The sequence below is a fragment of the Pseudooceanicola sp. NS-SX8 genome, assembly GCF_057380755.1.
Map to the genome: position 1 here is coordinate 2872925 of NZ_CM170819.1, position 25487 is coordinate 2898411.

Here is a 25487-nt window from a genome sequence, read left to right on the forward strand (position 1 = left end):
ACCTTGCCGTTCATCCCCGGGTGGGGCGTAAATTCCCCCGGGGACATTCACCCCCGGGCCCGCTCCGCCTCTCGCAGGCCTGCCATCCAGACCCAGAGAAAGACCACGAACCACAGCAGGCCAACCACGCTTTTCGCCGCGCCCGTACCGATGAAACCCGATACCAGCCCGTGCAGCAGCATCAGCGGCATCGCCGCAACCAGCGCCCAGAACAGCGCCAGCCGGGCGCCGTACCCGCTGCCCTTGCCGCCGACCAGGCGCGCGACGACATGCGACAGGCCCGCCAGCACATAAAGCGCAAGCGGCAGGATGAAGACAACGCCCAACAGCGCACCGCCCAGCATCATTTGCAGATCCTCGCCCGTCAGCCAGGCCTCCCGCGCAAGCCGGGGCCACTGCGCCACGAACATCGCGACACAGCCCCCCATGCAAAACGCAAGCGCCCGGTCCTCCCGGGCGCCCTCGTCCAGCATGCGGCCCACCACCGTGTCGGGGGCGCGGTAGCTGGCCGCGATGTTGCGCAGCAGGGACATCAGCCGCGACGCCGCTCCAGCCAGGCGGTCAGACGGCCCAGCAGTTCCTCGCGCAGCTCTTCCGCCTCGATCTCCTCCAGCGCTTCGGCAAGGAAGGCGATGGTCAGCAGATCCTGCGCCTCGGCCTGCGGCACCCCGCGCGACCGCAGGTAGAACAGCGCCGTGTCATCCATCGCGCCAGAGGTCGACCCGTGCGAACAGGCAACGTCATCGGCGTAGATTTCCAGCTCCGGCTTGGCCAGGAACTGGCTGTCGTCGTCCAGCAGCAGCGACTGGCTGATCTGGTAGCCGTCGGTCTTCTGCGCGCCTTCCTTCACCAGGATCTTGCCCTGGAAGATGCCCTTGGCGCCGTTGCGCAGCACCTTCTTGAACACCTGGCGGCTTTCGCAGTTCAGCGCGTCATGGGTCACGAAGACCGTGTCGTCGTGGTGGAAATCGCCGTCGCCCATGCAGGCGCCCGCGACATGGGCCACCGCGTCGTCGCCCAGCAGCTCCAGCACGGCCTCGTTCCGGGTCAGCACGCCATTGGCGGTCAGGGTGAAGCTCTTGAACAGGCTTTCCCGGCCCAGACGGCCGAAGATCGAGGTGAAGGCCCGGCGCTCGTGGTCACGGCCCTGGCTGCGCACGTGGTGGAAGGCGCCTTCGTCGGCCACGTCCACTTCCATGCACTTGCTGAAACGCGCCGCGGCGGGGCCGTTTTCCAGCACCGTCAGATCGGCGCCCTCTTCCACCTTGATGACGTGGTGCAGCACCGCGTCGGAGGTTTCGGAGCCATGGCGATAGATCAGGTTGATCGGCTTCGCCGCCTTGCCGGTGGCACGGATCAGCACGCCGTCGGTCGCAGCCCAGGTGTTCAGCGCCGCCAGCGGGCGTTCCACCGGATCCTGGCCCGCGGTTTCCAGCGCGCCGTACAGGCCCTTGGCCCAGTGGATGTCACTGGTGGCCTCGGCCAGGCGTTCGATCGTCACGCCTTCCAGCTCCAGCGGGTCGCTCTCCTCGGGGCTGAAGACGCCGTCGACGAAGACGATCTTCAGGCGGTCGATGCTGTCGAAGACCGGCGCCTCGGCCGGATCGAAGACGGCGGCCTTGGGCGCCTCGGTCTGCACCAGGGTCGCCGGACGGGTCCAGCGCCAGTATTCGTCACGCGGCTGCGGCAGGCCCATGGCCTTGACCCGCGCCAGCGCGGCCTCCCGCGCCTCCAGGGTCCAGCCTTCGGTCGCGCCACAGGTCATCGCGCCGATGCGCGCCTCGGTCTCCTCCGTCCGCCGGGCGGAGGGCTTGGTCTTGATGGTCCGGGACAGGATGGCCGACATTACTCGACCTCCGCCAGGATATCCGCATAGCCGTTGTGCTCGACTTCCAGCGCCAGCTCGGGGCCGCCGGTCTTCACGATGCGGCCATTGGCCATGATGTGCACCACGTCGGGTTTGATGTGGTCCAGCAGGCGCTGGTAGTGGGTGATCACCAGGAAGCCGCGGTTTTCGTCACGCAGGGCGTTCACGCCTTCCGACACCAGCTTCATCGCGTCCACGTCCAGACCGGAATCGGTCTCGTCCAGGATGCACAGCTTCGGCTCCAGCATGGCCATCTGCAGGATCTCGTTGCGCTTTTTCTCCCCGCCGGAGAAGCCGACGTTGACGGGGCGCTTCAGCATCTCGGCGTCGATCTTCAGGCTCTTGGCCTTTTCACGCACGACCTTCAGGAATTCGGTCGAAGACAGCTCTTCCTCGCCACGCGCCTTGCGCTGTGCGTTCACGGCGGTGCGCAGGAAGGTCATGTTGCCCACACCGGGGATCTCCACCGGGTACTGGAACGCCAGGAAGACGCCAAGCGCCGCGCGCTCCTCGGGGTCCATGTCCAGCAGGTCCTCGCCCAGCAGGGTGGCCGACCCGTCGGTCACCTCATAGCCGTCACGGCCCGACAGCACATAGGACAGCGTCGACTTGCCCGACCCGTTCGGGCCCATGATGGCATGCACCTTGCCTGCCTCGACGGTCAGGTTGACGCCCTTGAGGATCTCTTTGCCCTCTTCTTCAAGTCGGGCGTGCAGGTTTTTGATTTCCAACATGTTTTTACCTTTCCTCACGCAGCACATCAGGGCTGCGTCATCATTCGGATCACATCCAGAAGCCGATCCGCGGGGACCGGCATGGGGTTTATGTCAAACACGGCCAGGCGGCCGATCAGGGTTGGCTTGCCCACGAAATCCTCGATCTCGTGGTATTGCTCGCGGTTCTTGTAGTCGTCCAGCAACAGCGTCACCGGACGGGTAATGTTGAAGGCCGTCGCCAGCACGCAGCCGGTCCGGAACCGCCCGTCCACCAGCACCACGTCCGGATGCGGCAGGTCCCGCCCCCAGACCGCCAGCGGATAGGCGGCAAAGCGGCGCCAGCTCCGGTCGGTCTCCGGATGGCCCCATTCCTTGGTCGGCCCGATGTCGGCGTGGATCACCTCCACCTTGCCCGGCACCGGGTTGGCCTCGAACCAGTCGCGCATCATCTGCGCCCAGGCCCCGTCACTCTCGACCGTGGTGACCTGCCGGCCCAGTTCCCCGGCCAGGACAGTGCTGCCGCCCGATCCGTATTCCAGGATCACCCCGGCCTCACGGTAGGCCAGGCGCACTGCCTCGGCCTCCGCCTCCGGGAAGGTCAGCTCGGGCCGCTGCAGGCCGGTATCCGCGCGCGCTTCGGCCACTTACTCGACCACCACGGCCGTGCCGGAGATCGACACCATCAGCATGCTGTCGCCCACCACTTCGTAATCCAGGTCCACGCCCACCACCGCATTGGCGCCCAGACGCGCCGCGCGCGCCTCCAGCTCCCGGGTGGCGGTGTCGCGGGCATCCTGCAACTTGGCCTCGTAGGCGCCGGACCGGCCGCCGATCACATCGGTGATCGAGGCAAAGAAATCCCGCACGAAGTTCGCCCCCATGATCGCCTCTCCGACGACCAGGCCGCGATACTCGGTGATGCGGCGCCCTTCGATGCTGTTCGTGGTGGTCACGATCATCGTCTCTCTCCTTCTCACGCCCGCAGCCGTTCCGGGAACAGCCGCATCAGGTCATCCTTCGACCGCGCGATACCTTCCGCGTAGGGCAGATCGCCCTGCGGCAGCCCCGCCAGCATCCCCGGCAGCTCCGCCAGTTCGACCGGACGGCCGATGGCCCGGTTGATCCCGGCGGCGTAGTCCACGAACTTCAGCTTCGGCGCCACGTGGATGCCCGCCGGGTTCAGCCAGGTGTTCGGCACCCCGAAACTGTCCGCCACGATCAGCCCATGCAGGGAGGAGCTGACGACATGGGCACAGCTGCCGATGGTCCGGCAGACCTCCAGCGGGTCGGCGCGCACGTCGATCAGCTCCAGCACCGGGTTGGCCTCGACCATGGCCTGAAACGCCGGGTCGCCCGCGTGGGAATAATGCGGGATCAGGCCGATCCGGTCGCGCCGGTCCTGCGGGCCAAGATAGTCCCCCAGAAGCAGCCCCGGATCGCCGTAGCCCGCGACCTCGATCTCCAGCAGGGATTCGGTCACCGGGCCGCGGACACAGGCGAACTCGACATTCTCGACGAAGTCGAGCTCCACCGCCCGCAGCATGCCCGATCCCCAGACCACCGGCTTCGGCCCCTTCCGGGGCTTGCGGTCGCCGTAGCGGATCATGTGCATGATCGACCCGATGGCGCTGATGTCCTGGCTGCCGTAGTTGGCCCAGATCACCTCGCGGCCCGAAGCATGGGCCGCGGCAAACTGGCTGATGGCATCGCCGAAATTCGGCTTCGCCGCCCACCAGTAGAGCTTCAGGGGATCGCGGGCCTCAGCCATCAGCCGACGGATCCCTCCAGGCTGATCGCGACCAGCTGCTGCGCTTCCATGGCGAACTCCATCGGCAGCGCCTGCAGCACTTCCTTGCAGAAGCCGTTGACGATCAGGGCCACGGCCTCTTCCTCGTCCATGCCGCGCTGCTGGCAGTAGAACATCTGCTCGTCATCCACCTTCGACGTGGTCGCCTCGTGCTCCACGCGGGAGGAGTTGTTGCGCACCTCGATGTAGGGCACCGTATGCGCGCCGCAGTCGGACCCGATCAGCAGGCTGTCGCACTGGGTGTAGTTGCGGCTGTCCTTGGCCTTCGGATGCATGCTGACCTGGCCGCGATAGGTGTTCTGGGCCTTCCCGGCGCTGATCCCCTTCGACACGATGCGCGAACGTGTGTTCTTGCCCAGGTGGATCATCTTCGTGCCGGTATCGGCCTGCTGGTAGTTGTTGGTGATGGCGATGGAATAGAACTCGCCCTGGGCGTCGTCGCCGCGCAGGATGCAGGACGGGTACTTCCAGGTCACGGCAGAGCCGGTTTCGACCTGCGTCCACATGATCTTCGAGCGGTCGCCACGGCAATCGGCACGCTTGGTGACGAAGTTGTAGATACCGCCCTTGCCCTCGTCATCGCCGGGGAACCAGTTCTGAACGGTGGAATACTTCACCTCCGCGTCTTCCTCGACGATGATCTCCACCACGGCCGCATGCAGCTGCGCGGTGTCGCGCTGCGGCGCGGTGCAGCCTTCCAGGTAGCTGACATAGCTGCCCTTGTCGGCGATGATCAGCGTGCGTTCGAACTGGCCGGTGTTTTCCGCGTTGATGCGGAAGTAGGTGGACAGCTCCATCGGGCAGCGGGTGTTCGGCGGCACGTAGACGAAGCTGCCGTCAGAAAAGACGGCGCTGTTCAGCGTGGCATAGAAGTTGTCCGACACGGGCACGACCGAACCGAGGTACTTCTTCACCAGCTCCGGATGCTCCCGGATGGCTTCGGAGATGGAGCAGAAGATGACGCCGGCCTTCTTCAGCTCCGCCTGGAAGGTGGTGCCCACCGAAACGCTGTCGAACACCGCGTCCACGGCGACCTTGCGCTCGGGTGCTGCCTCGTCCTTCATCTCCTCGGCGCCCTCGACGCCGGCCAGGATCATCTGCTCCTTCAGCGGGATGCCCAGCTTCTTGTAGGTTTCCAGCAGCTTGGGATCCACGTCGTCCAGCGACTTGGGCTTTTCTTCCATGCTCTTGGGGCGGGCATAGTAGTACTGCTTCTGGAAATCGATCTCCGGGTAGTCGACCATGGCCCAGTCCGGCTCTTCCTTTTCCAGCCAGCGCTGGTAGGCGGCCAGACGCCATTCGGTCATCCACTCCGGCTCGTGGTTCTTGGTGGAAATCAGGCGCACGATGTCCTCGGACAGGCCCATCGGGGCGTAGTCCATCTCGATATCCGTGTCCCAGCCGTACTTGTAGGTGTTGATCTTGGCGACGGCATCCACCGTTTCCTGATCGACGCCTTCCTTCACTTCGGGGGTATCCATCTTACTCATCATCTCGTCCTGTCCGGCTGGCCCGCATTGCGCGGGCGTCGTCTTTCGGGGGTGGCGGCCCGGGGTCATGTCCGGGCCCCGCCTGTTCAGTTCAATTTCGGGTCTTTTTGCTGGCGGGGGTGGCTCAGGCCGCCCTTGCGCGCCGCTTCTTCCTCTGCGCCAGCCAGGCCCTGGCAAAGCGCTCGATATCATCGGGCCGCGTGTCGGGGCCCAGACTGACCCGCAGCGCACCGGAGGCCGCCTCCTCGTCGTAGCCCATGGCGCGCAGAACCCCGCTCGCCCGGACCTTCCCGCTGGAGCAGGCAGACCCCGCCGAAACGGCAAAGCCCGCAAGATCCATTTGCATGACCTGTGTCTCCCCCTTCCAGCCGGGGGTGACAAGGCACATCGTGTTGGGCAGCCGGTCCGCACCGGCGCCCGCGATTTCCGGGCTCTCGCCCAGGTCCGCCAGCCCTTCGGCCAGCAGGGTTTCCAGCCGGTCGCGCATCTGTCGCACCGCATCCCAGCGACCGCTGGCAAGCTCCTGCGCCGCCGCCTCGGCCGCAGCGCCGAAGCCCGCGATGCCGATCAGGTTCTCGGTCCCGGCCCGGCGGCCCATCTCCTGGCCACCACCCCGAAGCTGCGCAGCAAGATCCGTGCCACGTTTCAGCACCAGCGCGCCAATGCCCTTGGGTCCGCCCAGCTTGTGCGCGCTGACGATCCCCATCTGGGTGCCGAGCCAGTTGAAGGCAACCGGCAGCTTGCCGAAAGCCTGGGTCAGATCGCTGACGGCCAGCCCTTCGGGAAGCGCCTGCACCACCCCGGTTTCGCTATTGGCCAGCTGCAGGCAGGATCCCGCCGGATCCTCCACCGTCACCCGGCCCGCGTGATCCACCGGCATCCGCTCGCCCGCGCCCCAGGCCAGCACCGCGTCATGCTCCACCCCTGCAACGCGCAGGCCCCGGCCCGCCATCGCCAGCGAAGAGGCCTCGGTCGCGCCGGAGGTGAAGACGATGTCGTTGCCCTCCGCGCCAAGCGCCGCGGCAACCTGGGCGCGCGCACGCTCCACCAGGCCCTTGGCCTCGCGCCCCTCGGCATGGACGGAGGACGGGTTGCCCGCCACCTCCATCGCCGCGACCATGGCCGCCTTGGCCTCGGGCCGCAGCGGGGTCGTGGCATTGTGGTCCAGGTAGACGCGTTCCATCACTCGTCCACCACCTGGAACAGGTTCGGCACGGCGGGACACGGCGCCAGCTCGTTCTTGACCACGTCCCCAAGGGTCGTCTGGTGCAGGAAGACATAGACATGCGCCGACAGACCTTCCCACAGGCGGTTCGTCACCGACTGCGCCCGGCTGCCCGACTGCCCGCCCGACACGCCCGCGCCCTTGTGCATCGCGCTCACCGTTTCGTCGACGGCGGCCAGAATATCCACCACGCGGATTTCCGGCGCGGGCCGCGACAGCTTGTAACCCCCGCCGGGCCCCCGCACGGAGGCGACCAGCCCCGCCCGGCGCAGCTTCACGAAAAGCTGTTCGAGATAGGGAAGCGACACCGACTGGCGGCGGGAAATATCGCCAAGCGCGACCAGGCTGCCTTCCGGCTGCAACGCGATATCTGCCAGCGCGACCATGGCGTAACGCCCCTTGGTGCTCAGCTTCATCTGCCCACTCCTCACTCGACCCACGTGCGCCCTCGGTCCGGCGCCGCAGCTGGCCCCGTGGTGGTGACTCGGCCTCCAGGACCATGCGTCACCCTCTCGGGACGGTTGATTTCATTGACCTTCGCTCCGGCCCGGATTATCTCGCTTTGACACCCGTCGCCAGAGGTTCGGTCCTCTTTAGAATATTTCTAAGGTACCCGATAATATTCGTCAAGAATGAAGGTTCACTCCCGGCCGCGCGGGGGCGCCGGATCGGGCACGGGACGCACGCGGGGAAAAGAGACACAGCGGCGGACCGGACGCGGCCCGCCCGATAGTTGAGGAAGTACTGAATGCCCGAGGTCATCTTTCCCGGACCGGAAGGTCGCCTGGAAGGCCGCTACCACCCCCAGAAGGACCGTGACGCACCGATTGCCATCGTGCTCCATCCGCACCCGCAGTTCGGCGGGACGATGAACAACAAGGTCGTCTACAACCTGCATTACGCCTTCTACAACATGGGCTTCACCGTGCTGCGGTTCAATTTCCGCGGCGTGGGCCGGTCCCAGGGCGAATATGACCAGGGCGTTGGCGAACTTTCCGATGCCGCCTCGGCGCTCGATTACCTGCAGTCGATGAACTCCAATTCCAAGCACTGCTGGGTTGCCGGTTTCTCCTTCGGCGCCTGGATCGGCATGCAGCTGCTGATGCGCCGTCCGGAAATCACCGGCTTCATCTCGGTCGCACCGCCGGCGAACATGTACGACTTCTCCTTCCTGGCACCCTGCCCCTCCTCCGGCCTGATCATCAACGGCGCGGCCGACCGCGTGGCACCGCCCGCGGACACCAGCTCCCTGGTGGGCAAGCTGCAGGAGCAGAAGGGAATCACCATCACCCACGAAGAGGTGCCCGGTGCCGGCCACTTCTTCTCGGAAGAGGACCAGATGCAGCACATGCTGGGCTCGGTCACCGACTACGTGAAGCGGCGCCTGACCGAAACCAGCCGCTGAGGAGCCGCGCCCATGTCCGCCACCCTCGACAGCCTTGCCGCCACCCTTGCGGAGGATTGCATGGCCGCGATGAAGGCCACCGGCCACGATCGCCTCTACGTCGAGGTAGGCAATGTCCTGGGCGCCTCCTCCCAGACGCTTGAAGAAGCGTTCCTGACGGAAATCCGCGTCCGCCTGGCCGACCGGGCGGCGCGGGACTTCCTCCTGCGCCGGGTGAAGGAGCTGCGGGCGGAACAGAAGGCGCAAGGCCAGGCCCAAAGCCAGAGCTGAACCGACAGGCTGAACCGACAGGCGGCGGCCCGCGGTCGCCATTTCACCCCCAGGGGGTGTCCCCGGCCGACAGAACCTGACCGAAGATATTTTCCCGATGCCAGCGCAGGTTCTCCGGATGCGGGGCATGATGCGGATCGCGCGGTGAAATCAGCCGCCCGTCCCTTGGCAGCAGCCGTTCCACCACATCCCCCGGCACCTTGTTGCGAGAGATCAGGATCGTGCGGCAATCCTCCGCCACCGAAATCAGCCCCCGGTCGAACATCCAGTGCAACGTACCCGACAGCGCCAGCCCGTTGCGCACGCTGTCGCTGCCCTGCCGTTCGACGGGTCGGATATGCGCCGCCTGCACCTCGGGCCGTCCGCCGCCATTGCGCAGCATCAGCCCCGACATGGCACAGCGATAGCCATAGGCCTCCCGCACCTTCCGTCGAAACGCCACGTCGCGATAGGGCCGCCGCGTCAGCCGTTCCAGCACCGGCCGCTCGAAGGGCTCCGCCCCCTCGGCCACGCCCAGGGCGGCCGGGTCGTACCGCACCGCCTCGATCCGCTCCAGCTCCTGCGGCAGCCCCCGGTTCACGATCTCCGCGAACTCCGCCTCCGGCAGGCGCCGCACCGCCAGCTGTACCGCGCCGCCCTTCTTCGGGCTGCCGTCCGGCTCCCTCAACGCGGCTTCCCAGGGGCGCCCGCGCTCCAGCCGCGGCACCTCGCTATCGAACTCCAGGTAGCTCCCCGGCGCGATCACCGCCAGGTAGCGCCCCTCGACGCCCGGCTTCTCGATCACTTCCATGATCTTCGCCACGGCGAAATAGCCGCGCGGCCCCGCCTTCACCGGCTCGGAATAGACCACCCAGTCGCCCACGGCCTCCCGCATCGCCTTCAGATAGCTGCGGGGAAAGTCGTAGACCCTGTCGGGCTCATCCTCGTAGATCGAGTCCGCCTTGTGCATCAGAACCAGGTTAACCATTCCCCCAGGAAACCGCCCCGGCCGCGAAACGCAAGCCCCATCCGCCAACGCACGGGCGCCCCGCACCGGCCCCACCCATTTTCTGGCCCGAAATATCCCGGGGGAGTCGCGGCCTGCCGCGACGGGGGCAGCGCCCCCTTCCACCTCCCCACCCCTTGCACCTGCCCCGCAATGCTCCTACCCCGGGCGCAACAGACAGGAGCAGACCCATGGACAGCCAAAGGCTCGACGCCCAGCTCGCCTTCCTGCAGGAAGCCGACAAGCTGAAGGGGGTCACCCGCGCCTCCACCCTGACCGACCAGTCGCGGCAGGAAAACTCCGCCGAACACTCCTGGCAGGCGGCCCTCGGCGCCATGATCTGGCTGCCCGAGGTCGACACCGGCACCCTCGACCGCATCCTCGCCATGCTCCTGCTGCACGACCTGGTGGAGATCGACGCAGGCGATCAGCCCATCGACCTGCCCTATGACCCCGTTGCGCTTGCCGCCGCCGAAGAGGCCGCAGCCGACCGTCTCTTCTCCCTGCTGCCCGCCGATCAGGGCCCCCGCCTGCGCGCCCTGTGGGAGGAATTCGAGGCGAAGCAGACAGAAGCCGCCCTGCTCGCCAAGACCGTCGATTTCGCCATCCCCGTGCTGCAGGTCTGGGCCGCCAGCCCCCGCCGCGATGACCACGAACAGGTCGCCCGCGACAATACCGCCACCGGCCGCGCCCGGCTCATCGCCGACACCCGCCCCGATCTCTTCGCCTACCTCCACTCCGAAATGACGGTGGGCACGCCCGAAATCACCGCCCGCTCCGCCTTCCTGGCCGAAGCCGACCGGCTGAAGGGCATCAACCGGGCCACCACCCTGGGCGATGCCTCCCGGCACGAGAATTCCGCCGAACATTCCTGGCACCTCGCCCTCTACGCGCTGGTACTGGGCGAACATGCGCCCGACGGCGTCTCGCTCTCGCGCGTGCTGCGCATGCTGCTGCTCCATGACCTGGTGGAGATCGACGCGGGCGATGTGCCCATCTACGCCCAGACCGCCGCGGGCCAGGCGGAAACCGAAGCGGCCGAACTCGCCGCCGCCGAGCGCCTCTTCGGCATGCTGCCCGAAGCAGAGGGCGCACCGCTCCTCGCGCTCTGGCAGGAATTCGAAGCCGCCGCGACGCCGGATGCGAAATTCGCCAAGGCGCTGGACCGTTTCCAGCCTCCGCTGCAGAACCTCGCCTCCGGCGGGGTCTCCTGGCTCAACCACAATGCGACCTTCGAAATGGTCGAGGCCCGCGTCGGCGCCGCCATCTCCCGCTCCATGCCCGAATTCTGGGCCCATATCGCCCCGCAAATCCGCGCCTTCCTCGGCTGACGCCTCTCCTTCGGGACTGGACCACACGCCCCCGTTTGCCTAGCCTCCCTCTGCCATGACCGGAGGAACGGATGTCCCCCAACGACGCGGCGCGCGCGGCGCTTCTGCAATACATGAAACTGGATGCGCCCGGATATGCCATCCTGATCGACGCCCCCTGGGGCGCCGGCAAGACGCATTTCGTCAGGGACGTGCTGGGTCCTGAGCTCAAGGACGACACCGCCCGCTACGTCACCCTGAATGGCGTGGCGGACAGGCTGGGCTTCACCCGCGCGTTGCTGGCCGAAAGCCTGCGCACCAAAACCCTCCAACGCACCCAAAAGATCGGAAAGGCCCTGGGCGCGGCTCTGTCGGCCATCCCCGGCGCACCGGATTTCGCTCAGCTCGGTACGCTGGGCCGGGACATGGCCGAACGTGCGATGCTCGACAACTTGCCCGACACGCTGATCTTCGATGACCTCGAACGCAGCACCCTCGACGCCCGGTCCCTCTTCGGTCTGATCAACGATTTCGTCGAACACGGCGGCAAGCGGGTGATCCTGCTCGCCAACAGCGACAAGCACGCGAACGTCGATGTCTTCCGGGAGCAGAAGGAAAAGCTGATCGGCAAGACTCTCCCGCTCGCGCCTGACTTCTCCGCGGCTTACGGCCGCTTCCTTGCCAAGGTCCCGAAGGGACGCGGCCGCGACTGGTTCAGCACCCACGAAACGCTGGTGCAAGAGGTCTTCGCCCTGTCGCAGACAGGCAACCTTCGCCTTGTCCGCCATGCGATCCGCGACTGCGCAATGGTTCTGAACCGGATCGACCCGAAGTTCTTCGAGGCGAAAGAGGCCATGGCCCGCTTCGTGAGGACCTACCTGGTCTTTGCCATGGAGATCCAGAGTGGCGCGCTCGATCCTGCAAGAATGGAAAATCGCTCCGATCGTGCGATTCTGCGGAAAGCCGAAGATCCGGCCGATCACCATTCCCTCAGGACCCTGTTTGATCGCTACGGAGACAAGGGGATCGACGTTCTTGCCTTCTCCGGCTCGACGCTCTCTCAGACACTCGGGGTAAGCCTGTTCCGGAAAGGGTATGCTTCCGACGATCAGTTGAACGCGGAACTGGCCGAAACAGAACAGTTTCACAGGATTGAAGAGGAGGAGCCCTGTTGGCAGCGCGCCTGGGACTGGCGGCTGGAGCTGGGCTGGGACCAGCTGGGTCATTTCATCGAGGAGCTGCACTCGGAAATCTTCGAGAAACACCCCATGGTCCCCGGGCCCTTTCTTCATATCGCCGGCAGCTTGATCGATCTCGCGAAAGAAGGCGGAGTGGCGGAAACGCCCGAACAAATGAGAGACAGGATACTCGACCGGATTTCATATCTCGCCGAAAACGATCTGGTCCCGCCTGCGGAAAAGGGGATCACGCTGAATTGGTCCGGCGAACTTGACCGGTTTAGCTACGGAGGGCGTTCGTATAACCTGAACGACCACACGCGCCCCCTTCTCGACGCCATGGCGCAGGCTCAGGTCGCTGCGTACTGCCAATGCGAGGCCGATGATCTTGAGGCCCTGCTCCACCTCGCCGAAACGGATCTTCTGGCCTTTCAGGAAGAGTTTTCCGAAGACAACCGCCGGAAGAACTACCATGACGTTCCGGTCCTGCACCGCCTGAACCAGGATCGCCTGCTGCGCGCCTTTCTGAAAGCCTTCCACTCCGGCCAGCAAGGGACCCTGCGCTCGCTCTTCATGACCATGGCAGGGCGAACGCAGGGGACAGATGACTGGCAGGATGAACTGCAATGGGCCGCAGACTTCAGAAGCCTCCTCGAAGCGGAAGCGGCCAAAGTCGGTCGCGCGGCCAGCGCGCAAATTACCACCATCCTGAACATTTGCTGGAATTTCCCCGCCCCCGAAACCCCGCCCGCCACGGACGACGCCTCATGACCTACCCCTTCGACCTCGGCACCTATTCCCTGCCCGTCACCACCACCTCCGCCAAGGCGCAGCGCTGGTTCGACCGCGGGCTCGCCTGGACCCACGGCTACCACCACGAAGAGGCGATCCGCTGCTTCCGCCGGGCGATCGACCACGATCCCGACTGTGCCATGGCCTACTGGGGCGTCGCCTATGCCTCGGGGCCGAACTACAACTACCCCTGGCGGCTGATGGACTGGCCCACCCGGGAACAGGCCCTGCTGCAGGCGCATGAGGCGACGCGCGCCGCGCTCGACCGGCTCGACGGCGCAACGCCCACCGAAGAGGCGCTGATCCGAGCCCTGCCCGCGCGCTATCCCGCCGCCACCCCGCGCGACGACATGCACCCCTGGGACCAGTCCTTCGCCGAGGCGATGCGCGCCGCCCATGACATCCTGCCAGATGACCCCGACATCGCCTGCACCCTGGCAGAGGCGCTGCTGAACCTCACCCCTTGGCAGATGTGGGACCTGAAGACGGGCGAACCCGCCCCCGGTGCTGCAACCCTCGAATGCCGCCGCCTGCTGGAAACCGCCCTGGCGCGGCCCGGCGCCATGGCGCATCCCGGGCTGCTGCACCTCTACATCCACCTGATGGAGATGTCGCCCACCCCCGAAGCGGCCCTGCCCGCCGCCGATGCCCTGCGCACCCTGGTGCCCGACGCGGGCCACCTGGTGCATATGCCCACCCATATCGACGTGCTCTGCGGCGCCTACCAGGACACGGTCTTCTGGAACCAGCAGGCGGTGCGCGCGGACATGAAATGGTACGACCACGCCGGCGGGCTGGATTTCTACACCGGCTACCGCCAGCACGACCTGCACTTCGTGCTATACGGCGCGCTCTTCCTCGGGCAGGAGGCCCCCGCGCGCGAAGCGCTGCGCCTGCTGGCAGACACCACCCCCGAAGAGATGCTGCGCATCGAAAGCCCGCCCATGGCCGATTTCTTCGAAAGCTTCCTGGCGATGGAGCCGCACCTGCTGATCCGCTTCGGCCGCTGGGAAGAGCTGCTGGACCTGCCCCTGCCCGCCGACCGCGACCTCCACCGCTGCCGCACCGCCTACACGCTCTACGGCAAGGCACTGGCCCATGCGGCCCTGGGAAATGTGCCCGCAGCCCTCGACCTGGAACAGCAGTTCCTCGCCGCTGCCGATGCGGTGCCCGACAGCCGGCTCATGCACAACAACCGCGTCACCGACCTGCTCGCCATCGCCCGGGAGATGCTGCGCGGCGAAATTCTCTACCGCGAGGCCCGCTTCGAGGAAGCCTTCGCCGCCCTGCGCCGCTCCGTCGCGCTGGACGATGCGCTGCCCTACGACGAACCCTGGGGCTGGATGCAGCCCGCGCGCCATGCCCTGGGCGCGCTGCTCTTCGAACAGGGCCAGGTGGCGGAGGCGGAACAGGTCTACCGCCAGGACCTGGGCCTGCTGCCCGGCCTGCCGCGCGCCTCGCATCACCCCGACAACGTCTGGTCGCTCAAGGGGCTGCACGATTGCCTGGCCGCGCGCGGCGACACGGCCGAACTGCCCCATGTGCGCCAGCGCCTTGACCTGGCCCTGGCCCGCGCCGATTTCGGCTTCGGTGCATCGTGCTTCTGCGCCCGCTCCGCCATGCAAAGCCGCCCCGCAACCTGCTGTGCTCAATCGTAGGGTGGATGCCAATCCACCATCCCCACCCATCCCCAGGCCGCCCCACCCAACCGCCGGACGGCGGGGTAAACCCCGCCCTACGGCCTCGCTCCGCACCATGGCGCCACCGGGTGCCCTCGGGCGGCGGGGTCAAACCCCACATTGCGCCAATTGCCCCACGGTCCACATGCGGCCCACAGCCCCGTAGGGTGGATGCCAATCCACCATCCCGACGCACGCCCATCCCGACGCACGCCCATCCGGGCCCACCCGCGCCGGCGAGCGCCCGATCGGTGGATTGCCATCCACCCTACAGGCTCTCCGCTCAGGGCGGGGTTCCCCCACCCCAGATAGCTGACCCAAGTCAACTACCCGATTGACCCACCCCCAATTACCTGACAAACGTCAGCTATCATGACACCAACCCCCATCTCCCGCTTCCGCCGTTTCTCCCGCGCCGTCACGTCAGAGGTCGGCGTCCTCGATCACTCCTTCCTCGGCCGTGGCCGCCCGCTGGGGGCTGCCCGCGTTCTCAACGCCATCGGCCAGGGCCGGACAGAGGTGGCACAGATCCGCGACTACCTCGGCCTCGATTCCGGCCTGCTCTCCCGCCTGCTGCGCAGCCTCGAAGGCGAAGGGCTGATCACAACCCGGCCCGATCCGGCCGATGCCCGCGCCCGCCTCGCCGCCCTCACCCCCGCGGGAGAGGCCGAATTCGCCGCCTACGAGGCGCTCTCGGATGACCGCGCCCGCGATGCCATCGCCCGCCACCCCCGGCCCGACGCCCTGCTGGCGGCGATGGATCTCGTGGCCTCGGCCCTGGGCCGCGACCGCATCACCCTGGAAGAGGCCGACCCGCGCTCCGACGCCGCCCGCTACTGCCTCGGCGAATACTACGCCGAACTCTCGCGCCGCTTCGAAACCGGGTTCGACGTCAACCTGTCCCGCGATCCCGAAGCCACCGCCATGCAGCCGCCGAAAGGCAGCTTCCTGCTCGCCATGTCCGACGGGCTGCCCATCGGCTGCGGCGGGCTGAAGGGCAACGGCACCCCGGTTGCTGAAATCAAGCGCCTCTGGGTCGCCCCCTCCGCCCGGGGCCTCGGCCTCTCCCGGAAACTGATGACCGCGCTGGAGGATCGCGCCCGCGCCCTCGGCATCGCCACCCTGCGGCTCGACACCAACTCGGCCCTGCCCGAAGCCGTCGCGCTCTACCGTAACTCCGGCTGGACCGAGATCGACCGCTTCAACGACGATCCTTACCCCGATTACTTCTTCGAAAAGCACCTCTGACCCGGTCCGCACCCTAAACCGGGCCACGCAGTCCTCGCCGGCTCGACCCAGCCCGCCGAACCAGCCAGCCCAAAAACCAAACAGGCCCGAAAACCCAAAAGGCCGGAGCGTCATCGCGCCCCGGCCCTCCCATTTTCTGGCCCCAAATATCCCCGCCGGAGGCTGGCCCGCAGGGCCAAATCCCACCGGCAGGATACCGATGCGATACCGACGTAATACCGACGTTTTTTTCCGGCGTTTTCAGGCCTTTGCCTTTTTCGCCTTTTTCTCTTTTTCGACCACCTTTTCGGCCAGGTCGCGGGCGATGGCAAAGCCGCCCTTGATGCGGTCCGCCTCGGACTTCCAGTCGCGCCGGACGACGATCTTGTTGTCCTTCACCTTGGCCAGCCCGCGCTGATCGCGGATGAATTCCACCAGCCCCTCGGGGGACACGAACTTGTCGTTGTGGAACTGGATCGTGGCGCCCTTCGGGCCCCCGTCCAGCTTGGCGATCCCTGCCCGCTTGCACATGGCCTTGATCCGGACGACCAGCAGCAAGGTGTTGACCTCTTTGGGCAATTTCCCAAACCGGTCGATCATCTCTGCCGCGAAACCTTCCAGTTCCACCTTGGTAGTGAGCCCCGACAGACGCCGGTAGAGGCCAAGGCGCAGGTCCAGGTCCGGCACGTAATGTTCGGGGATCAGCACCGGCACGCCCAGGTTGATCTGCGGCGCCCAGGTCTCCTCGGCGTCCAGCAGGCCCTCGGCCTCGCCCGACTTGATCTTGGCAATCGCCTCTTCCAGCATCGACTGGTACAGCTCATAGCCCACGTCGCGCATGTTGCCCGACTGTTCCTCGCCCAGCAGGTTGCCGGCACCCCGGATATCAAGGTCTTGGGATGCAAGGGTAAATCCGGCCCCAAGCGTATCGAGGGACCCCAGCACCCGCAGCCGTTTCTGCGCCGTGTCGGTCAGTTTCATCCGCGGTTTGGTGGTCAGATAGGCATAGGCGCGGGTCTTCGACCGACCCACGCGGCCCCGGATCTGGTAAAGCTGGCTCAGCCCGAACATGTCCGCCCGGTGCACCACCATCGTATTGGCGCGCGGGATGTCCAGACCGCTTTCCACGATGGTCGTGGCCAGCAGCACATCATACTTGCCGTCGTAGAAGGCATTCATTCGCTGGTCCAGGTCGCCGGCGGCCAGCTGCCCGTGCGCGGTCACGTAACTCACTTCGGGCACTTGGTTTTTCAGGAAATCCTCGATCTCCGGCAGGTCGCTGACCCGGGGCACGACGAAGAAGCTCTGCCCGCCGCGATAGTGTTCGCGCAGCAGCGCTTCGCGGATGGTGACCCCGTCGAACTCGCTGACATAGGTGCGGATCGAAAGCCGGTCGATGGGCGGCGTACCGATGATCGACAGATCCCGCACCCCCGACAGCGACAGCTGCAGCGTGCGCGGAATGGGCGTCGCCGTCAGGGTCAGCACATGCACGTCGCTCTTCAGCTGCTTGAGCCGTTCCTTGTGCCCCACGCCAAAGCGCTGTTCCTCGTCGACGATCAGCAGGCCGAGGTTCTTGAATCGGATCCCCTTCGCCAGAAGCGCATGGGTGCCCACGGCGATATCGACCGTGCCATCCGTGATCCCGGCGCGGGTGCGGGTTGCATCCGCCGATCCGACAAAACGGGACAAGGGACTGACCTGAATAGGAAATCCTCGGAACCGCTCGGCAAAATTCTGGTAGTGCTGCCGCGCCAGCAGCGTGGTCGGCGCGATCACCGCGACCTGCACGCCGGACATGGCGGCGACGAAAGCGGCCCGCAGCGCGACCTCCGTCTTGCCGAATCCGACGTCGCCGCAGACCAGCCGGTCCATCGGGTGGCCGCTGTCCATGTCGTGCAGCACATCGTCGATCGCCGACAGCTGATCGTCGGTTTCCTGGTAGGGGAACCGTGCCAGGAAGCTGTTCCACTCGGCCTCCGGCGGCTCCATGATCGGCGCGCGGCGCAGCGCACGTTCGGCGGCAACCCGGATCAGCCGGTCCGCCATCTCGCGGATGCGTTCCTTCAGCCGGGCCTTCTTGGCCTGCCAGGCACCACCGCCCAGCTTGTCCAGCAGGCCCTCTTCATGGCCATAGCGGGACAGCAGTTCGATATTCTCGACCGGCAGGTAAAGCCTCGCGTTTTCGGCATATTCCAGCAGCAGGCATTCATGCGCGGCACCTGCGGCGGTGATCACCTCCATGCCGTGATAGCGACCGATGCCGTGATCGACGTGGACCACCAGGTCACCCGGGCTCAGGCTCTGCGCTTCGGTCAGGAAGTTCTCCGCCCGCCGCTTGCGCCGTGCGCCGCGGATCAGCCGGTCGCCCAGCACGTCCTGTTCGGAAATCACCGTCAGCGGCCGGTCGTTCCAGGTCCCCTCGAACCCGTGTTCCAGCGGCCAGATCGCCAGGTGCAGACCGCGCTTGTCGATCCGACTGGCATCGGTGATCGAGATCGCCTCCTTCAGCCCCTCGTCCGCGATCAGCCCTTCCAGCCGCTCCCGCGCGCCTTCGGAATAGGAGGCGACAACCACCGGCCCCAGCTGAAGCTTTGCCTTCACATGATCCGCGAGAGATTTGAAAAGGCTCACATTTTCAAGCTGCCGCTCGGGCGAGAAGTTGCGCCCCAGGCGCCCGCCCGCGTCCAGCACCCCAGGTCCCGGCGACTGCGCAAGCGGCGAGATCTGCAGCAGGCGACGGCCCGCGACCTTTGCCTCCCACGCGGCATCATCGAGGTAGAGCAGCGCCGGCGGAACGGGTTTGTAGACCGAGCCCATCCGCGCACGATCCTGCAGCGCGATCCGACGGCTTTCGTACTGATCCGCGATGGTATCCCACCGCGACAGGCGCGCCGGCGTGGACTGGTCATCCAGCGTGACGGTCGCCTGCGGCAGGAAGTCGAACAGGGTTTCCAGCTTCTCATGGAAGAACGGCAGCCAGTGCTCCATCCCCTGCTGCTTGCGCCCTGCGCTGACAGCCTCGTACAGCGGATCATCGGTGCCCGCCGCGCCAAACTCGATCCGGTAGTTCTGCCGGAACCGGGTGATCGCCGCTTCATCCAGGATCACTTCGGACACCGGCGCCAGTTCCACTAGGTCCAGCTTGTCCGTCGTCCGCTGGCTGCCCGGATCGAACCGCCGCGCACCGTCCAGCACATCCCCGAAGAGATCCAGCCGCACCGGGCCGGAAGGCCCCGGGGGAAAGATGTCGATGATGCCGCCGCGAATGGCGTAATCGCCGGGCTCGGTCACCGAGTGGGATTGCGAAAAGCCCATTCGAACCAGGAAGTTGCGCAGCGCAGTTTCATCGACCCGCGCGCCCACCCGGGCAGAGAAGGACGCCTCTTTCAGCACCTCCCGCGCCGGGATCCGCTGTGTCGCGGCATTCAGGGTGGTCAGCAGGATGAACTGATCCGGCATGCCGTGGACCAGCCCGGCAAGGGTCGCCATCCGCGTGGCGGAGATATCCGCATTGGGCGAGATCCGGTCATAGGGCAGGCAATCCCAGCCGGGAAAGGTCAGCACCGGCATCGTCGGATCGAAGAAGTGCAGCGCATCCAGCATCGCCGCCATGCGCTTGTCATCGCGCGCGACATGCAGCACCGGCGCGCCGGTCTTGGCCACTTCCTTCAGCAGGAGGGCCGCGTCATAGCCTTCGGGCGCACCGCCGAGGGTGAAATGCTCGTTCGATGCCAAGGCTCAGCCTCCGAAGGTGCTGTGCATGCCGTTGACGAACATGCCCCAGAAAGAAGTCACGAGGATGGCGAAGAGGCCGATGATCTGGATCGAAAGCCGCAGCCCCCGGATCCGGGCATAGATTTCCTGCGTCGTCATCTCGGGCCGTGCCCCCAGCTGCCGCGCCGTGCGCATCGAAAGCAGCCAGACCAGGGTCATCGGGAAACCGATCAGGACAAGCGCCTGGCAGAACTCCACCCAGTAGTAGAACCCAAGGATCGCAAGTGCGGTCAAAACGAAGCTCAACACTCCAACCGCAATTTCACCAGCATTATCAGAGATGTAGAGCATGCGGTTCACGTTGATCCGGACGAGGTCACGCATGTCGGCCTCGATCTGCCCGCCCTTCCTGTGCGCCCGCTGCACAAGGTCGAAGGGCACGCCAAGCACCCAATGGCTCGTCGTGGACCAGATGACCGCCAGCGAAAGCCAGAACCACAGGTTGGAGAAGGACCGCAGGTCGATCAGATGAAAAATCGTGGCCATAGCACCCACCGGCGACATGTCCTTTCTACTCGACGTCAGTCCGTGTCGACCGGATATAACGGTTGCATCGGCGATTGCCCAGCCCCCCAGTCAGCCCCAAGGGCGCCCCCGCGCCCGGAAGAAGGACACGTGAAGGTGAGCAGGCCAACGCGCGCCGGGCCTCGTGCCAGGTCTTGAGGTTGTCGCCCGATCCATGGCATCCCGTTCCGGCACATGTCCGGGAGACAGATCATGCTACCCATCCAAGCCCCCTTTCCCGCAACGCGCCTGCGCCGGACCCGCAAATCCGCCGCGATCCGCGACCTGGTGCAGGAAAACGTCTTTACCGTGAAGGACCTGATCTGGCCGGTCTTCGTCTGCGAGGGCGAAAACCATGAAGAGCCGGTGCCCTCCATGCCCGGTGTCTTCCGGCGTTCCGTGGACCGCATCGCGGAAGCCGCCTCGGAAGCGTTCGATCTGGGCATCCCCGCGATCTGCATCTTCCCCTACACCCCGGCGGACAAGCGCAGCGCCGACGCGGCGGAGGCCTGGAACCCGGAAAACCTGTCGAACCGCGCCATCCGCGCCATCAAGGCTGCCGTGCCGGAGATGATGGTGATGACCGATGTCGCGCTGGACCCCTACTCCGACACCGGCCAGGACGGCTATGTGGTGGACGGAGAGGTGGTCAACGACCCGACGGTCGAAGCCCTGGTCAAACAGGCCATGTCCCAGGCCGAAGCGGGCGCAGACATCATCGGCCCGTCCGACATGATGGACAGCCGCATCGGCGCGATCCGCACCGCGCTGGAAACCGGCGGCTTCCAGAACGTGATGATCCTGTCCTACGCGGCGAAATATGCCTCTGCCTTCTACGGCCCCTTCCGGGACGCCGTCGGGGCCTCCGGCGCGCTCAAGGGCGACAAGAAGACCTACCAGATGAACCCCGGCAATTCGGACGAGGCGATCCGCCTCGTGGCACGGGACCTGGAGGAAGGCGCCGACATGGTGATGATCAAACCCGGCATGCCCTACCTCGACATCTGCCGCCGCGTGAAGGACAGCTTCGGCGTGCCGACCTTCGCCTACCAGGTCTCCGGTGAATACGCGATGATCCAGGCCGCGGCGCAAAACGGCTGGATCGACGGGGAAAAGGCCATGGTCGAAAGCCTGCTGGGGTTCAAGCGCGCGGGCTGTGACGGCGTGCTCAGCTATTTCGCGCCGGCCTTCGCCCGCCTGACCGCCTGACCCTCGCCAAGGCGACGGGGCCCGGGCGCAGAGCCGTCCGGGCGCCTGCCGGTGCTGCCTGCTCGGCCCGTTTATGCCTTTTTCGCCCTGGTGCGATCAACACTTGGTGACACTTCCCCGACGGACCGCTATCAATGGCGCCATAAAAGCCGGCCTACCGGCAGAGGCAGTTCATCGACATCACGATCCCGCCCCGGGATCGGGCAAGAGGGCACAGACATGACCCATCTGACGCGACGCGCATTCACCTTCTCCGCGCTGGCCGCCGTGCCAGCAGTATCCGCCTGCTCCGGCAACGGCTTTGCCAACAACGGCGCCGCCACCATCGACGCCCGCGTCGATGCGACCCTGGCGCAGATGTATTCCGAATTTCCCGGCACCCGGGATCTGTCGAACAAGGCCGCCGGCATGCTGGTGATGCCCCTGCTGACCGAGGCAGGCTTCGGCATTGGCGGCGGCTACGGGCGCGGCGCACTGCGCGTCGGCGGGGCCACGGTGGATTACTACTCCGCCACCCGCGCCAGCGCCGGCATCCAGATCGGCGCGCAGCAATATGCCCACGTCCTGTTCTTCATGACCCAGGACGCCCTGCAGGACTTCCGCCGCAACGACGGCTGGGCCGCCGGGGCCGACGCGGAAATCGTCTTCAACAACCTGGGCGAGACGCTGCGGGCAGAAACCACGACCTCGCTCGCCCCGGTGATCGCGGTGATCTTCGCCCAGGCGGGCCTGCGCGTCGGCGCGACGGTCGAGGGCCTGAAGTACTCCCGCATCATTCCCTGATCCAAACGACATGACCAGGGCGGCCGGATGTCCGGCACAGCAACAAAAGGGCGCCCCGGGGCGCCCTTTTCGTCAGTGATAGCGCAGCTCTCCGACGACATTGCGCCACTCCCCGCTGCCGATCATCTTTCGATGGGTATAGCGCACCGAATGCAGCGGGCCCTCGATCTTCTCCTGCCAAAAGGCGATGAATTCGAACAGCCGGGGGTGATCCGGCGCCAGGTCGTACTCCTGCTAGATGTAGCTGTTCAGCACGTTCCTGTAGTCGGGCATGCGGTAGAAAATCTCCGCCGTGGTCAGCCCGTATCCCTTCAGCATCAGCTCCGTTTCGCGCATCCTGATCCCGTCCTTTATCCAGACCTGCGAAAAGCCTTGATCGAGATCAGTTAAAATACAACAAAAACAGCCTGTTATCAGGTTGTCCCGGCGGCTGCCAGATCCATGGTTGCGCAAGCATTGCACCCCAGATCGTGGCGATGTTATAGTTCTGTCAACAAGATATAGAACCGTTCCCAAGACAGGCGCTGCACGTGACCGATACTCCGGAAACCCCTGAAAACGATCAGGAAAAAAGCCCCGCTCCGGCGGCCGGCCCCTCCGTCTCCATCACGGAGGAGATGCGCTCCTCCTATCTCGACTATGCCATGTCGGTCATCGTCTCGCGGGCCATCCCGGATCTGCGCGACGGCCTAAAACCTGTGCACCGCCGGATCCTCTTCGCGATGAACGAAGTGGGCAACACCCACGACAAGCCCTACCGCAAGTCGGCACGTCCCGTGGGCGACGTCATGGGTAAGTACCACCCTCACGGCGACAGCGCGATCTACGACGCGCTCGCCCGGATGGCGCAGGACTTCTCCATGTCCCTGCCGCTGCTGGATGGCCAGGGCAACTTCGGCTCCATGGACGGGGACAAGCCCGCGGCCATGCGTTACACCGAGGTCCGGATGGACAAGCCGGCGCAATACATGCTGGCCGATATCGACAAGGAAACCGTCGATTTCCAGGACAACTATGACGGCAAGGACAAGGAACCCTCGGTCCTGCCCGTCCGCTTCCCGAACATGCTGGTCAACGGCGCAGGCGGTATCGCCGTCGGCATGGCCACCAACATCCCGCCCCACAACCTGGGCGAGGTCGTGGATGCCACGCTTGCCCTGATCGAGAACCCGGATCTTTCGACCGAGGAACTGATCAACTACGTCCCCGGCCCCGACTTCCCCACCGGCGGGATCCTCCTGGGCCGGTCCGGCGCGCGCAAGGCCTACCTCGAAGGGCGCGGGTCCTGCATCATCCGGGCCAAGACCCACGTGGAGGAACTCCGCAAGGAACGTTACGCCATCGTCGTGGACGAGATCCCCTACCAGGTGAACAAGTCCGCCATGATCGAGAAGATCGCGGAACAGGTCCGCGACAAGAAGATCGAAGGCGTCGCCCATGTTCAGGACGAATCCGACCGTCAGGGTGTCCGCGTCGTGGTGGAACTGAAACGGGACGCCACCCCCGAGGTCGTGCTGAACCAGCTCTTCCGCTTCACCCCGATGCAGACATCCTTCGGCTGCAACATGCTGGCGCTGAACGGCGGCAAGCCCGAAACCCTGTCGCTCTACGGGTTCCTGTCGGCCTTCATCGACTTCCGCGAAGACGTCGTGGCGCGCCGCACCGCCTACCTGCTGCGCAAGGCCCGCGAACGGGCGCATATCCTGTGCGGCCTGGCCGTCGCCGTGTCCAACGTGGATGAGGTCGTGGCGACCATCCGCGCCTCCGCCGATGCGGCAGAGGCCCGGGAAAAGCTGATGACCCGCCGCTGGCCCGCGGCCGAGATCGCGGATTACATCCGCCTGATCGACGACCCGACCCATACGATGAACGAGGACGGCACCTACAACCTGTCCGAAACCCAGGCCCGCGCCATCCTGGAACTGCGCCTGCAACGCCTGACCCAGATCGGCGTGAAGGAAGTCACGGACGAGCTGCAGGAGCTTGCCTCCAAGATCAAGGAATACCTGGAAATCCTCGGCTCCCGCGAGCGGATCATGGAGATCATCTCGAACGAGCTGCAGGAGGTGAAGGACCTCTTCGCCGTGCCCCGCCGGACAGAGATCGTCGACTGGGGCGGCGACATGGAAGACGAGGACCTGATCGAACGCGAGGACATGGTCGTCACCGTCACCGCGGGCGGCTACATCAAGCGGACCCCGCTGACCGACTTCCGCAGCCAGAAACGCGGCGGCAAGGGCCTGTCGGGTGGCGCGATGAAGGAAGACGATGCCGTCACCACGCTCTTCGTCGCCAATACCCACACGCAACTGCTGTTCTTCACCACCGACGGCATGGTCTACAAGTTGAAGACCTGGCGCCTGCCGCTTGGTGGTCGGACGTCCAAGGGCAAGGCGATCGTCAACATCCTGCCCATTCCCACCGGCGTCTCCATCGCGGCGATCATGCCCGTGGACCGGGACGAAGAGGAATGGGGCGACCTGCAGATCGTCTTCGCCACCTCGGCCGGTGACGTGCGCCGCAACGCGCTCTCCGATTTCACCAACGTTAAACGCAATGGTAAAATCGCCATGGAGCTGCCCGAAGGTGTCAGCCTGGTGAATGCGCGCATCGCCTCCGATGAGGATGACGTCATGCTGGTCACGGCCTCCGGGCGCGCGATCCGCTTCCCCACCACCGCCGTGCGGGTCTTCAAGGGCCGCAAGTCGACCGGTGTGCGCGGCATCCGCCTGTCCGAAAATGACGGCGTGGTGTCCATGTCCATCATCCGCCACTTCGAAGCGACCTCCGACGAACGTGCCGCATACCTTAAAATGCGGCGTCTGATGGCCGGCGTGACCGAAGAAGCGGAAAGCGACGAGGAAGAGGGCAACGCCGACAGCCTGCTCCCGCAGGAGCGCTACGCAGAGATGTCGGCGGCTGAAAACCTGATCCTGACGCTGACGCAGAACGGTTCCGGCAAGATGTCCTCGTCCCACGATTACCCCGTGCGTGGCCGTGGTGGCATGGGTGTCACCGCCATGGACAAGGCCATGCGCGGTGGTCCGATCGTCGCTTCCTTCCCCGTTGAACTGGATGACCAAATCATGCTCGCCACCTCTCGCGGGCAGTCCATTCGGGTGCCAGTAGAGGGAATTTCCTTCCGTTCCCGTAGCGCGGGTGGTGTTCGTGTGTTTAATACGGGTAAAGATGAGCATGTCGTCTCCGTCGCCCGTATTGTCGACCAGGGTGAGGAAGACGGTGAAGATGGTGAGGCCGGGTAA

21 protein-coding genes and 1 pseudogene are annotated in these 25487 nt (G+C 65.7%); 9 read left to right on the top strand and 13 right to left on the bottom strand.

Annotated features, from left to right (window positions below):
• Positions 1-47: 47 nt before the first annotated feature.
• From AC2IR1_RS13130 to iscR, 9 genes are all read right to left on the bottom strand, one after another.
• Positions 48-533, bottom strand: a complete 486-nt coding sequence (locus tag AC2IR1_RS13130; RefSeq protein WP_486472416.1) for a YIP1 family protein — start codon at positions 531-533, stop codon at positions 48-50.
• Positions 533-1846, bottom strand: a complete 1314-nt coding sequence (gene sufD, locus AC2IR1_RS13135) for a Fe-S cluster assembly protein SufD (RefSeq protein ID WP_486472417.1) — start codon at positions 1844-1846, stop codon at positions 533-535. The genes AC2IR1_RS13130 and sufD overlap by 1 nt, the downstream gene beginning before the upstream one ends.
• The gene (gene sufC / locus AC2IR1_RS13140) at positions 1846-2601 is read right to left on the bottom strand and encodes a Fe-S cluster assembly ATPase SufC (RefSeq protein ID WP_486472418.1); all 756 of its coding nucleotides are present in this window, start codon (positions 2599-2601) and stop codon (positions 1846-1848) included. The genes sufD and sufC overlap by 1 nt, the downstream gene beginning before the upstream one ends.
• Positions 2602-2627: 26 nt before the next feature.
• Positions 2628-3227 carry a class I SAM-dependent methyltransferase gene (locus AC2IR1_RS13145; RefSeq protein ID WP_486472419.1) on the bottom strand — a complete coding sequence of 200 codons (600 nt, stop codon included), beginning with the start codon at positions 3225-3227 and terminating at the stop codon, positions 2628-2630.
• Complete coding sequence (locus tag AC2IR1_RS13150; RefSeq protein ID WP_486472420.1) at positions 3228-3542, bottom strand: heavy metal-binding domain-containing protein; 315 nt, start codon at positions 3540-3542, stop codon at positions 3228-3230.
• Positions 3543-3556: 14 nt separating this feature from the next.
• Positions 3557-4351 carry a polysaccharide pyruvyl transferase family protein gene (locus tag AC2IR1_RS13155; protein WP_486472421.1) on the bottom strand — a complete coding sequence of 265 codons (795 nt, stop codon included), beginning with the start codon at positions 4349-4351 and terminating at the stop codon, positions 3557-3559.
• Positions 4351-5880: a Fe-S cluster assembly protein SufB gene (sufB, locus tag AC2IR1_RS13160; protein WP_486472422.1), complete on the bottom strand. Its 1530-nt coding sequence runs from the start codon at positions 5878-5880 to the stop codon at positions 4351-4353. Before sufB ends, AC2IR1_RS13155 begins: the two co-directional genes overlap by 1 nt.
• A 124-nt stretch (positions 5881-6004) precedes the next feature.
• Positions 6005-7063, bottom strand: a complete 1059-nt coding sequence (locus AC2IR1_RS13165; protein WP_486472423.1) for a cysteine desulfurase family protein — start codon at positions 7061-7063, stop codon at positions 6005-6007.
• Positions 7063-7521, bottom strand: a complete 459-nt coding sequence (iscR, locus tag AC2IR1_RS13170) for a Fe-S cluster assembly transcriptional regulator IscR (protein WP_486472424.1) — start codon at positions 7519-7521, stop codon at positions 7063-7065. Before iscR ends, AC2IR1_RS13165 begins: the two co-directional genes overlap by 1 nt.
• 332 nt (positions 7522-7853) lie before the next feature.
• Here iscR and AC2IR1_RS13175 point away from each other — a divergent pair, with 332 nt between their 5' ends.
• Positions 7854-8510: an alpha/beta hydrolase gene (locus AC2IR1_RS13175; protein WP_486472425.1), complete on the top strand. Its 657-nt coding sequence runs from the start codon at positions 7854-7856 to the stop codon at positions 8508-8510.
• Positions 8511-8522: 12 nt separating this feature from the next.
• Positions 8523-8780, top strand: a complete 258-nt coding sequence (locus AC2IR1_RS13180; RefSeq protein ID WP_486472426.1) for a hypothetical protein — start codon at positions 8523-8525, stop codon at positions 8778-8780.
• A gap of 43 nt (positions 8781-8823) precedes the next feature.
• Here the strand turns inward: AC2IR1_RS13180 and AC2IR1_RS13185 are convergent, their stop codons facing one another.
• Positions 8824-9747, bottom strand: a complete 924-nt coding sequence (locus tag AC2IR1_RS13185; RefSeq protein WP_486472427.1) for an HNH endonuclease — start codon at positions 9745-9747, stop codon at positions 8824-8826.
• Between the two features lie 209 nt (positions 9748-9956).
• Here AC2IR1_RS13185 and AC2IR1_RS13190 point away from each other — a divergent pair, with 209 nt between their 5' ends.
• The 4 genes from AC2IR1_RS13190 to AC2IR1_RS13205 all read left to right on the top strand — a co-directional run bounded on the left by AC2IR1_RS13190 (position 9957) and on the right by AC2IR1_RS13205 (position 15972).
• A complete protein-coding gene (locus AC2IR1_RS13190) occupies positions 9957-11096 on the top strand; it encodes an HD domain-containing protein (RefSeq protein WP_486472428.1) in 1140 nt (379 codons plus the stop codon).
• Positions 11097-11167: 71 nt separating this feature from the next.
• Positions 11168-13024, top strand: coding sequence for a P-loop NTPase fold protein (locus tag AC2IR1_RS13195; protein ID WP_486472429.1), 1857 nt, complete (start codon positions 11168-11170; stop codon positions 13022-13024).
• Positions 13021-14703, top strand: a complete 1683-nt coding sequence (locus AC2IR1_RS13200) for a hypothetical protein (protein WP_486472430.1) — start codon at positions 13021-13023, stop codon at positions 14701-14703. The genes AC2IR1_RS13195 and AC2IR1_RS13200 overlap by 4 nt, the downstream gene beginning before the upstream one ends.
• A 393-nt stretch (positions 14704-15096) precedes the next feature.
• Complete coding sequence (locus AC2IR1_RS13205; protein ID WP_486472431.1) at positions 15097-15972, top strand: GNAT family N-acetyltransferase; 876 nt, start codon at positions 15097-15099, stop codon at positions 15970-15972.
• A 240-nt stretch (positions 15973-16212) separates the two neighbouring features.
• Here the strand turns inward: AC2IR1_RS13205 and mfd are convergent, their stop codons facing one another.
• Positions 16213-19689 (bottom strand): transcription-repair coupling factor, encoded by a 3477-nt coding sequence (gene mfd, locus AC2IR1_RS13210; protein ID WP_486472432.1) that lies wholly within the window; start codon positions 19687-19689, stop codon positions 16213-16215.
• A gap of 3 nt (positions 19690-19692) precedes the next feature.
• On the bottom strand, positions 19693-20214 hold the full coding sequence (locus tag AC2IR1_RS13215) for a component of SufBCD complex (RefSeq protein WP_486472433.1): 522 nt from the start codon (positions 20212-20214) through the stop codon (positions 19693-19695).
• Positions 20215-20445: 231 nt separating this feature from the next.
• On the opposite strand from AC2IR1_RS13215, the gene hemB reads away from it, so the two are divergent.
• Positions 20446-21441, top strand: coding sequence for a porphobilinogen synthase (gene hemB / locus AC2IR1_RS13220; RefSeq protein WP_486472434.1), 996 nt, complete (start codon positions 20446-20448; stop codon positions 21439-21441).
• A 219-nt stretch (positions 21442-21660) separates the two neighbouring features.
• Complete coding sequence (locus tag AC2IR1_RS13225) at positions 21661-22224, top strand: lipid-binding SYLF domain-containing protein (protein ID WP_486472435.1); 564 nt, start codon at positions 21661-21663, stop codon at positions 22222-22224.
• Positions 22225-22296: 72 nt separating this feature from the next.
• Here the strand turns inward: AC2IR1_RS13225 and AC2IR1_RS13230 are convergent.
• Positions 22297-22560, bottom strand: a pseudogene (locus AC2IR1_RS13230) (usg protein).
• A 194-nt stretch (positions 22561-22754) separates the two neighbouring features.
• On the opposite strand from AC2IR1_RS13230, the gene gyrA reads away from it, so the two are divergent.
• On the top strand, positions 22755-25487 hold the full coding sequence (gene gyrA / locus AC2IR1_RS13235; protein ID WP_486472436.1) for a DNA gyrase subunit A: 2733 nt from the start codon (positions 22755-22757) through the stop codon (positions 25485-25487).

Bases quoted from the DNA above. Each gene is read 5' to 3' on its own strand.
- AC2IR1_RS13130 (WP_486472416.1), bottom strand. From the start codon at position 533: ATGTCCCTGCTGCGCAACATCGCGGCCAGCTACCGCGCCCCCGACACG.
- sufD (WP_486472417.1), bottom strand. From the start codon at position 1,846: ATGTCGGCCATCCTGTCCCGGACCATCAAGACCAAGCCCTCCGCCCGG.
- sufC (WP_486472418.1), bottom strand. From the start codon at position 2,601: ATGTTGGAAATCAAAAACCTGCACGCCCGACTTGAAGAAGAGGGCAAA.
- AC2IR1_RS13150 (WP_486472420.1), bottom strand. From the start codon at position 3,542: ATGATCGTGACCACCACGAACAGCATCGAAGGGCGCCGCATCACCGAG.
- AC2IR1_RS13155 (WP_486472421.1), bottom strand. From the start codon at position 4,351: ATGGCTGAGGCCCGCGATCCCCTGAAGCTCTACTGGTGGGCGGCGAAG.
- sufB (WP_486472422.1), bottom strand. From the start codon at position 5,880: ATGAGTAAGATGGATACCCCCGAAGTGAAGGAAGGCGTCGATCAGGAA.
- AC2IR1_RS13165 (WP_486472423.1), bottom strand. From the start codon at position 7,063: ATGGAACGCGTCTACCTGGACCACAATGCCACGACCCCGCTGCGGCCC.
- iscR (WP_486472424.1), bottom strand. From the start codon at position 7,521: ATGAAGCTGAGCACCAAGGGGCGTTACGCCATGGTCGCGCTGGCAGAT.
- AC2IR1_RS13175 (WP_486472425.1), top strand. From the start codon at position 7,854: ATGCCCGAGGTCATCTTTCCCGGACCGGAAGGTCGCCTGGAAGGCCGC.
- AC2IR1_RS13180 (WP_486472426.1), top strand. From the start codon at position 8,523: ATGTCCGCCACCCTCGACAGCCTTGCCGCCACCCTTGCGGAGGATTGC.
- AC2IR1_RS13185 (WP_486472427.1), bottom strand. From the start codon at position 9,747: ATGGTTAACCTGGTTCTGATGCACAAGGCGGACTCGATCTACGAGGAT.
- AC2IR1_RS13190 (WP_486472428.1), top strand. From the start codon at position 9,957: ATGGACAGCCAAAGGCTCGACGCCCAGCTCGCCTTCCTGCAGGAAGCC.
- AC2IR1_RS13195 (WP_486472429.1), top strand. From the start codon at position 11,168: ATGTCCCCCAACGACGCGGCGCGCGCGGCGCTTCTGCAATACATGAAA.
- AC2IR1_RS13200 (WP_486472430.1), top strand. From the start codon at position 13,021: ATGACCTACCCCTTCGACCTCGGCACCTATTCCCTGCCCGTCACCACC.
- AC2IR1_RS13205 (WP_486472431.1), top strand. From the start codon at position 15,097: ATGACACCAACCCCCATCTCCCGCTTCCGCCGTTTCTCCCGCGCCGTC.
- AC2IR1_RS13215 (WP_486472433.1), bottom strand. From the start codon at position 20,214: ATGGCCACGATTTTTCATCTGATCGACCTGCGGTCCTTCTCCAACCTG.
- hemB (WP_486472434.1), top strand. From the start codon at position 20,446: ATGCTACCCATCCAAGCCCCCTTTCCCGCAACGCGCCTGCGCCGGACC.
- AC2IR1_RS13225 (WP_486472435.1), top strand. From the start codon at position 21,661: ATGACCCATCTGACGCGACGCGCATTCACCTTCTCCGCGCTGGCCGCC.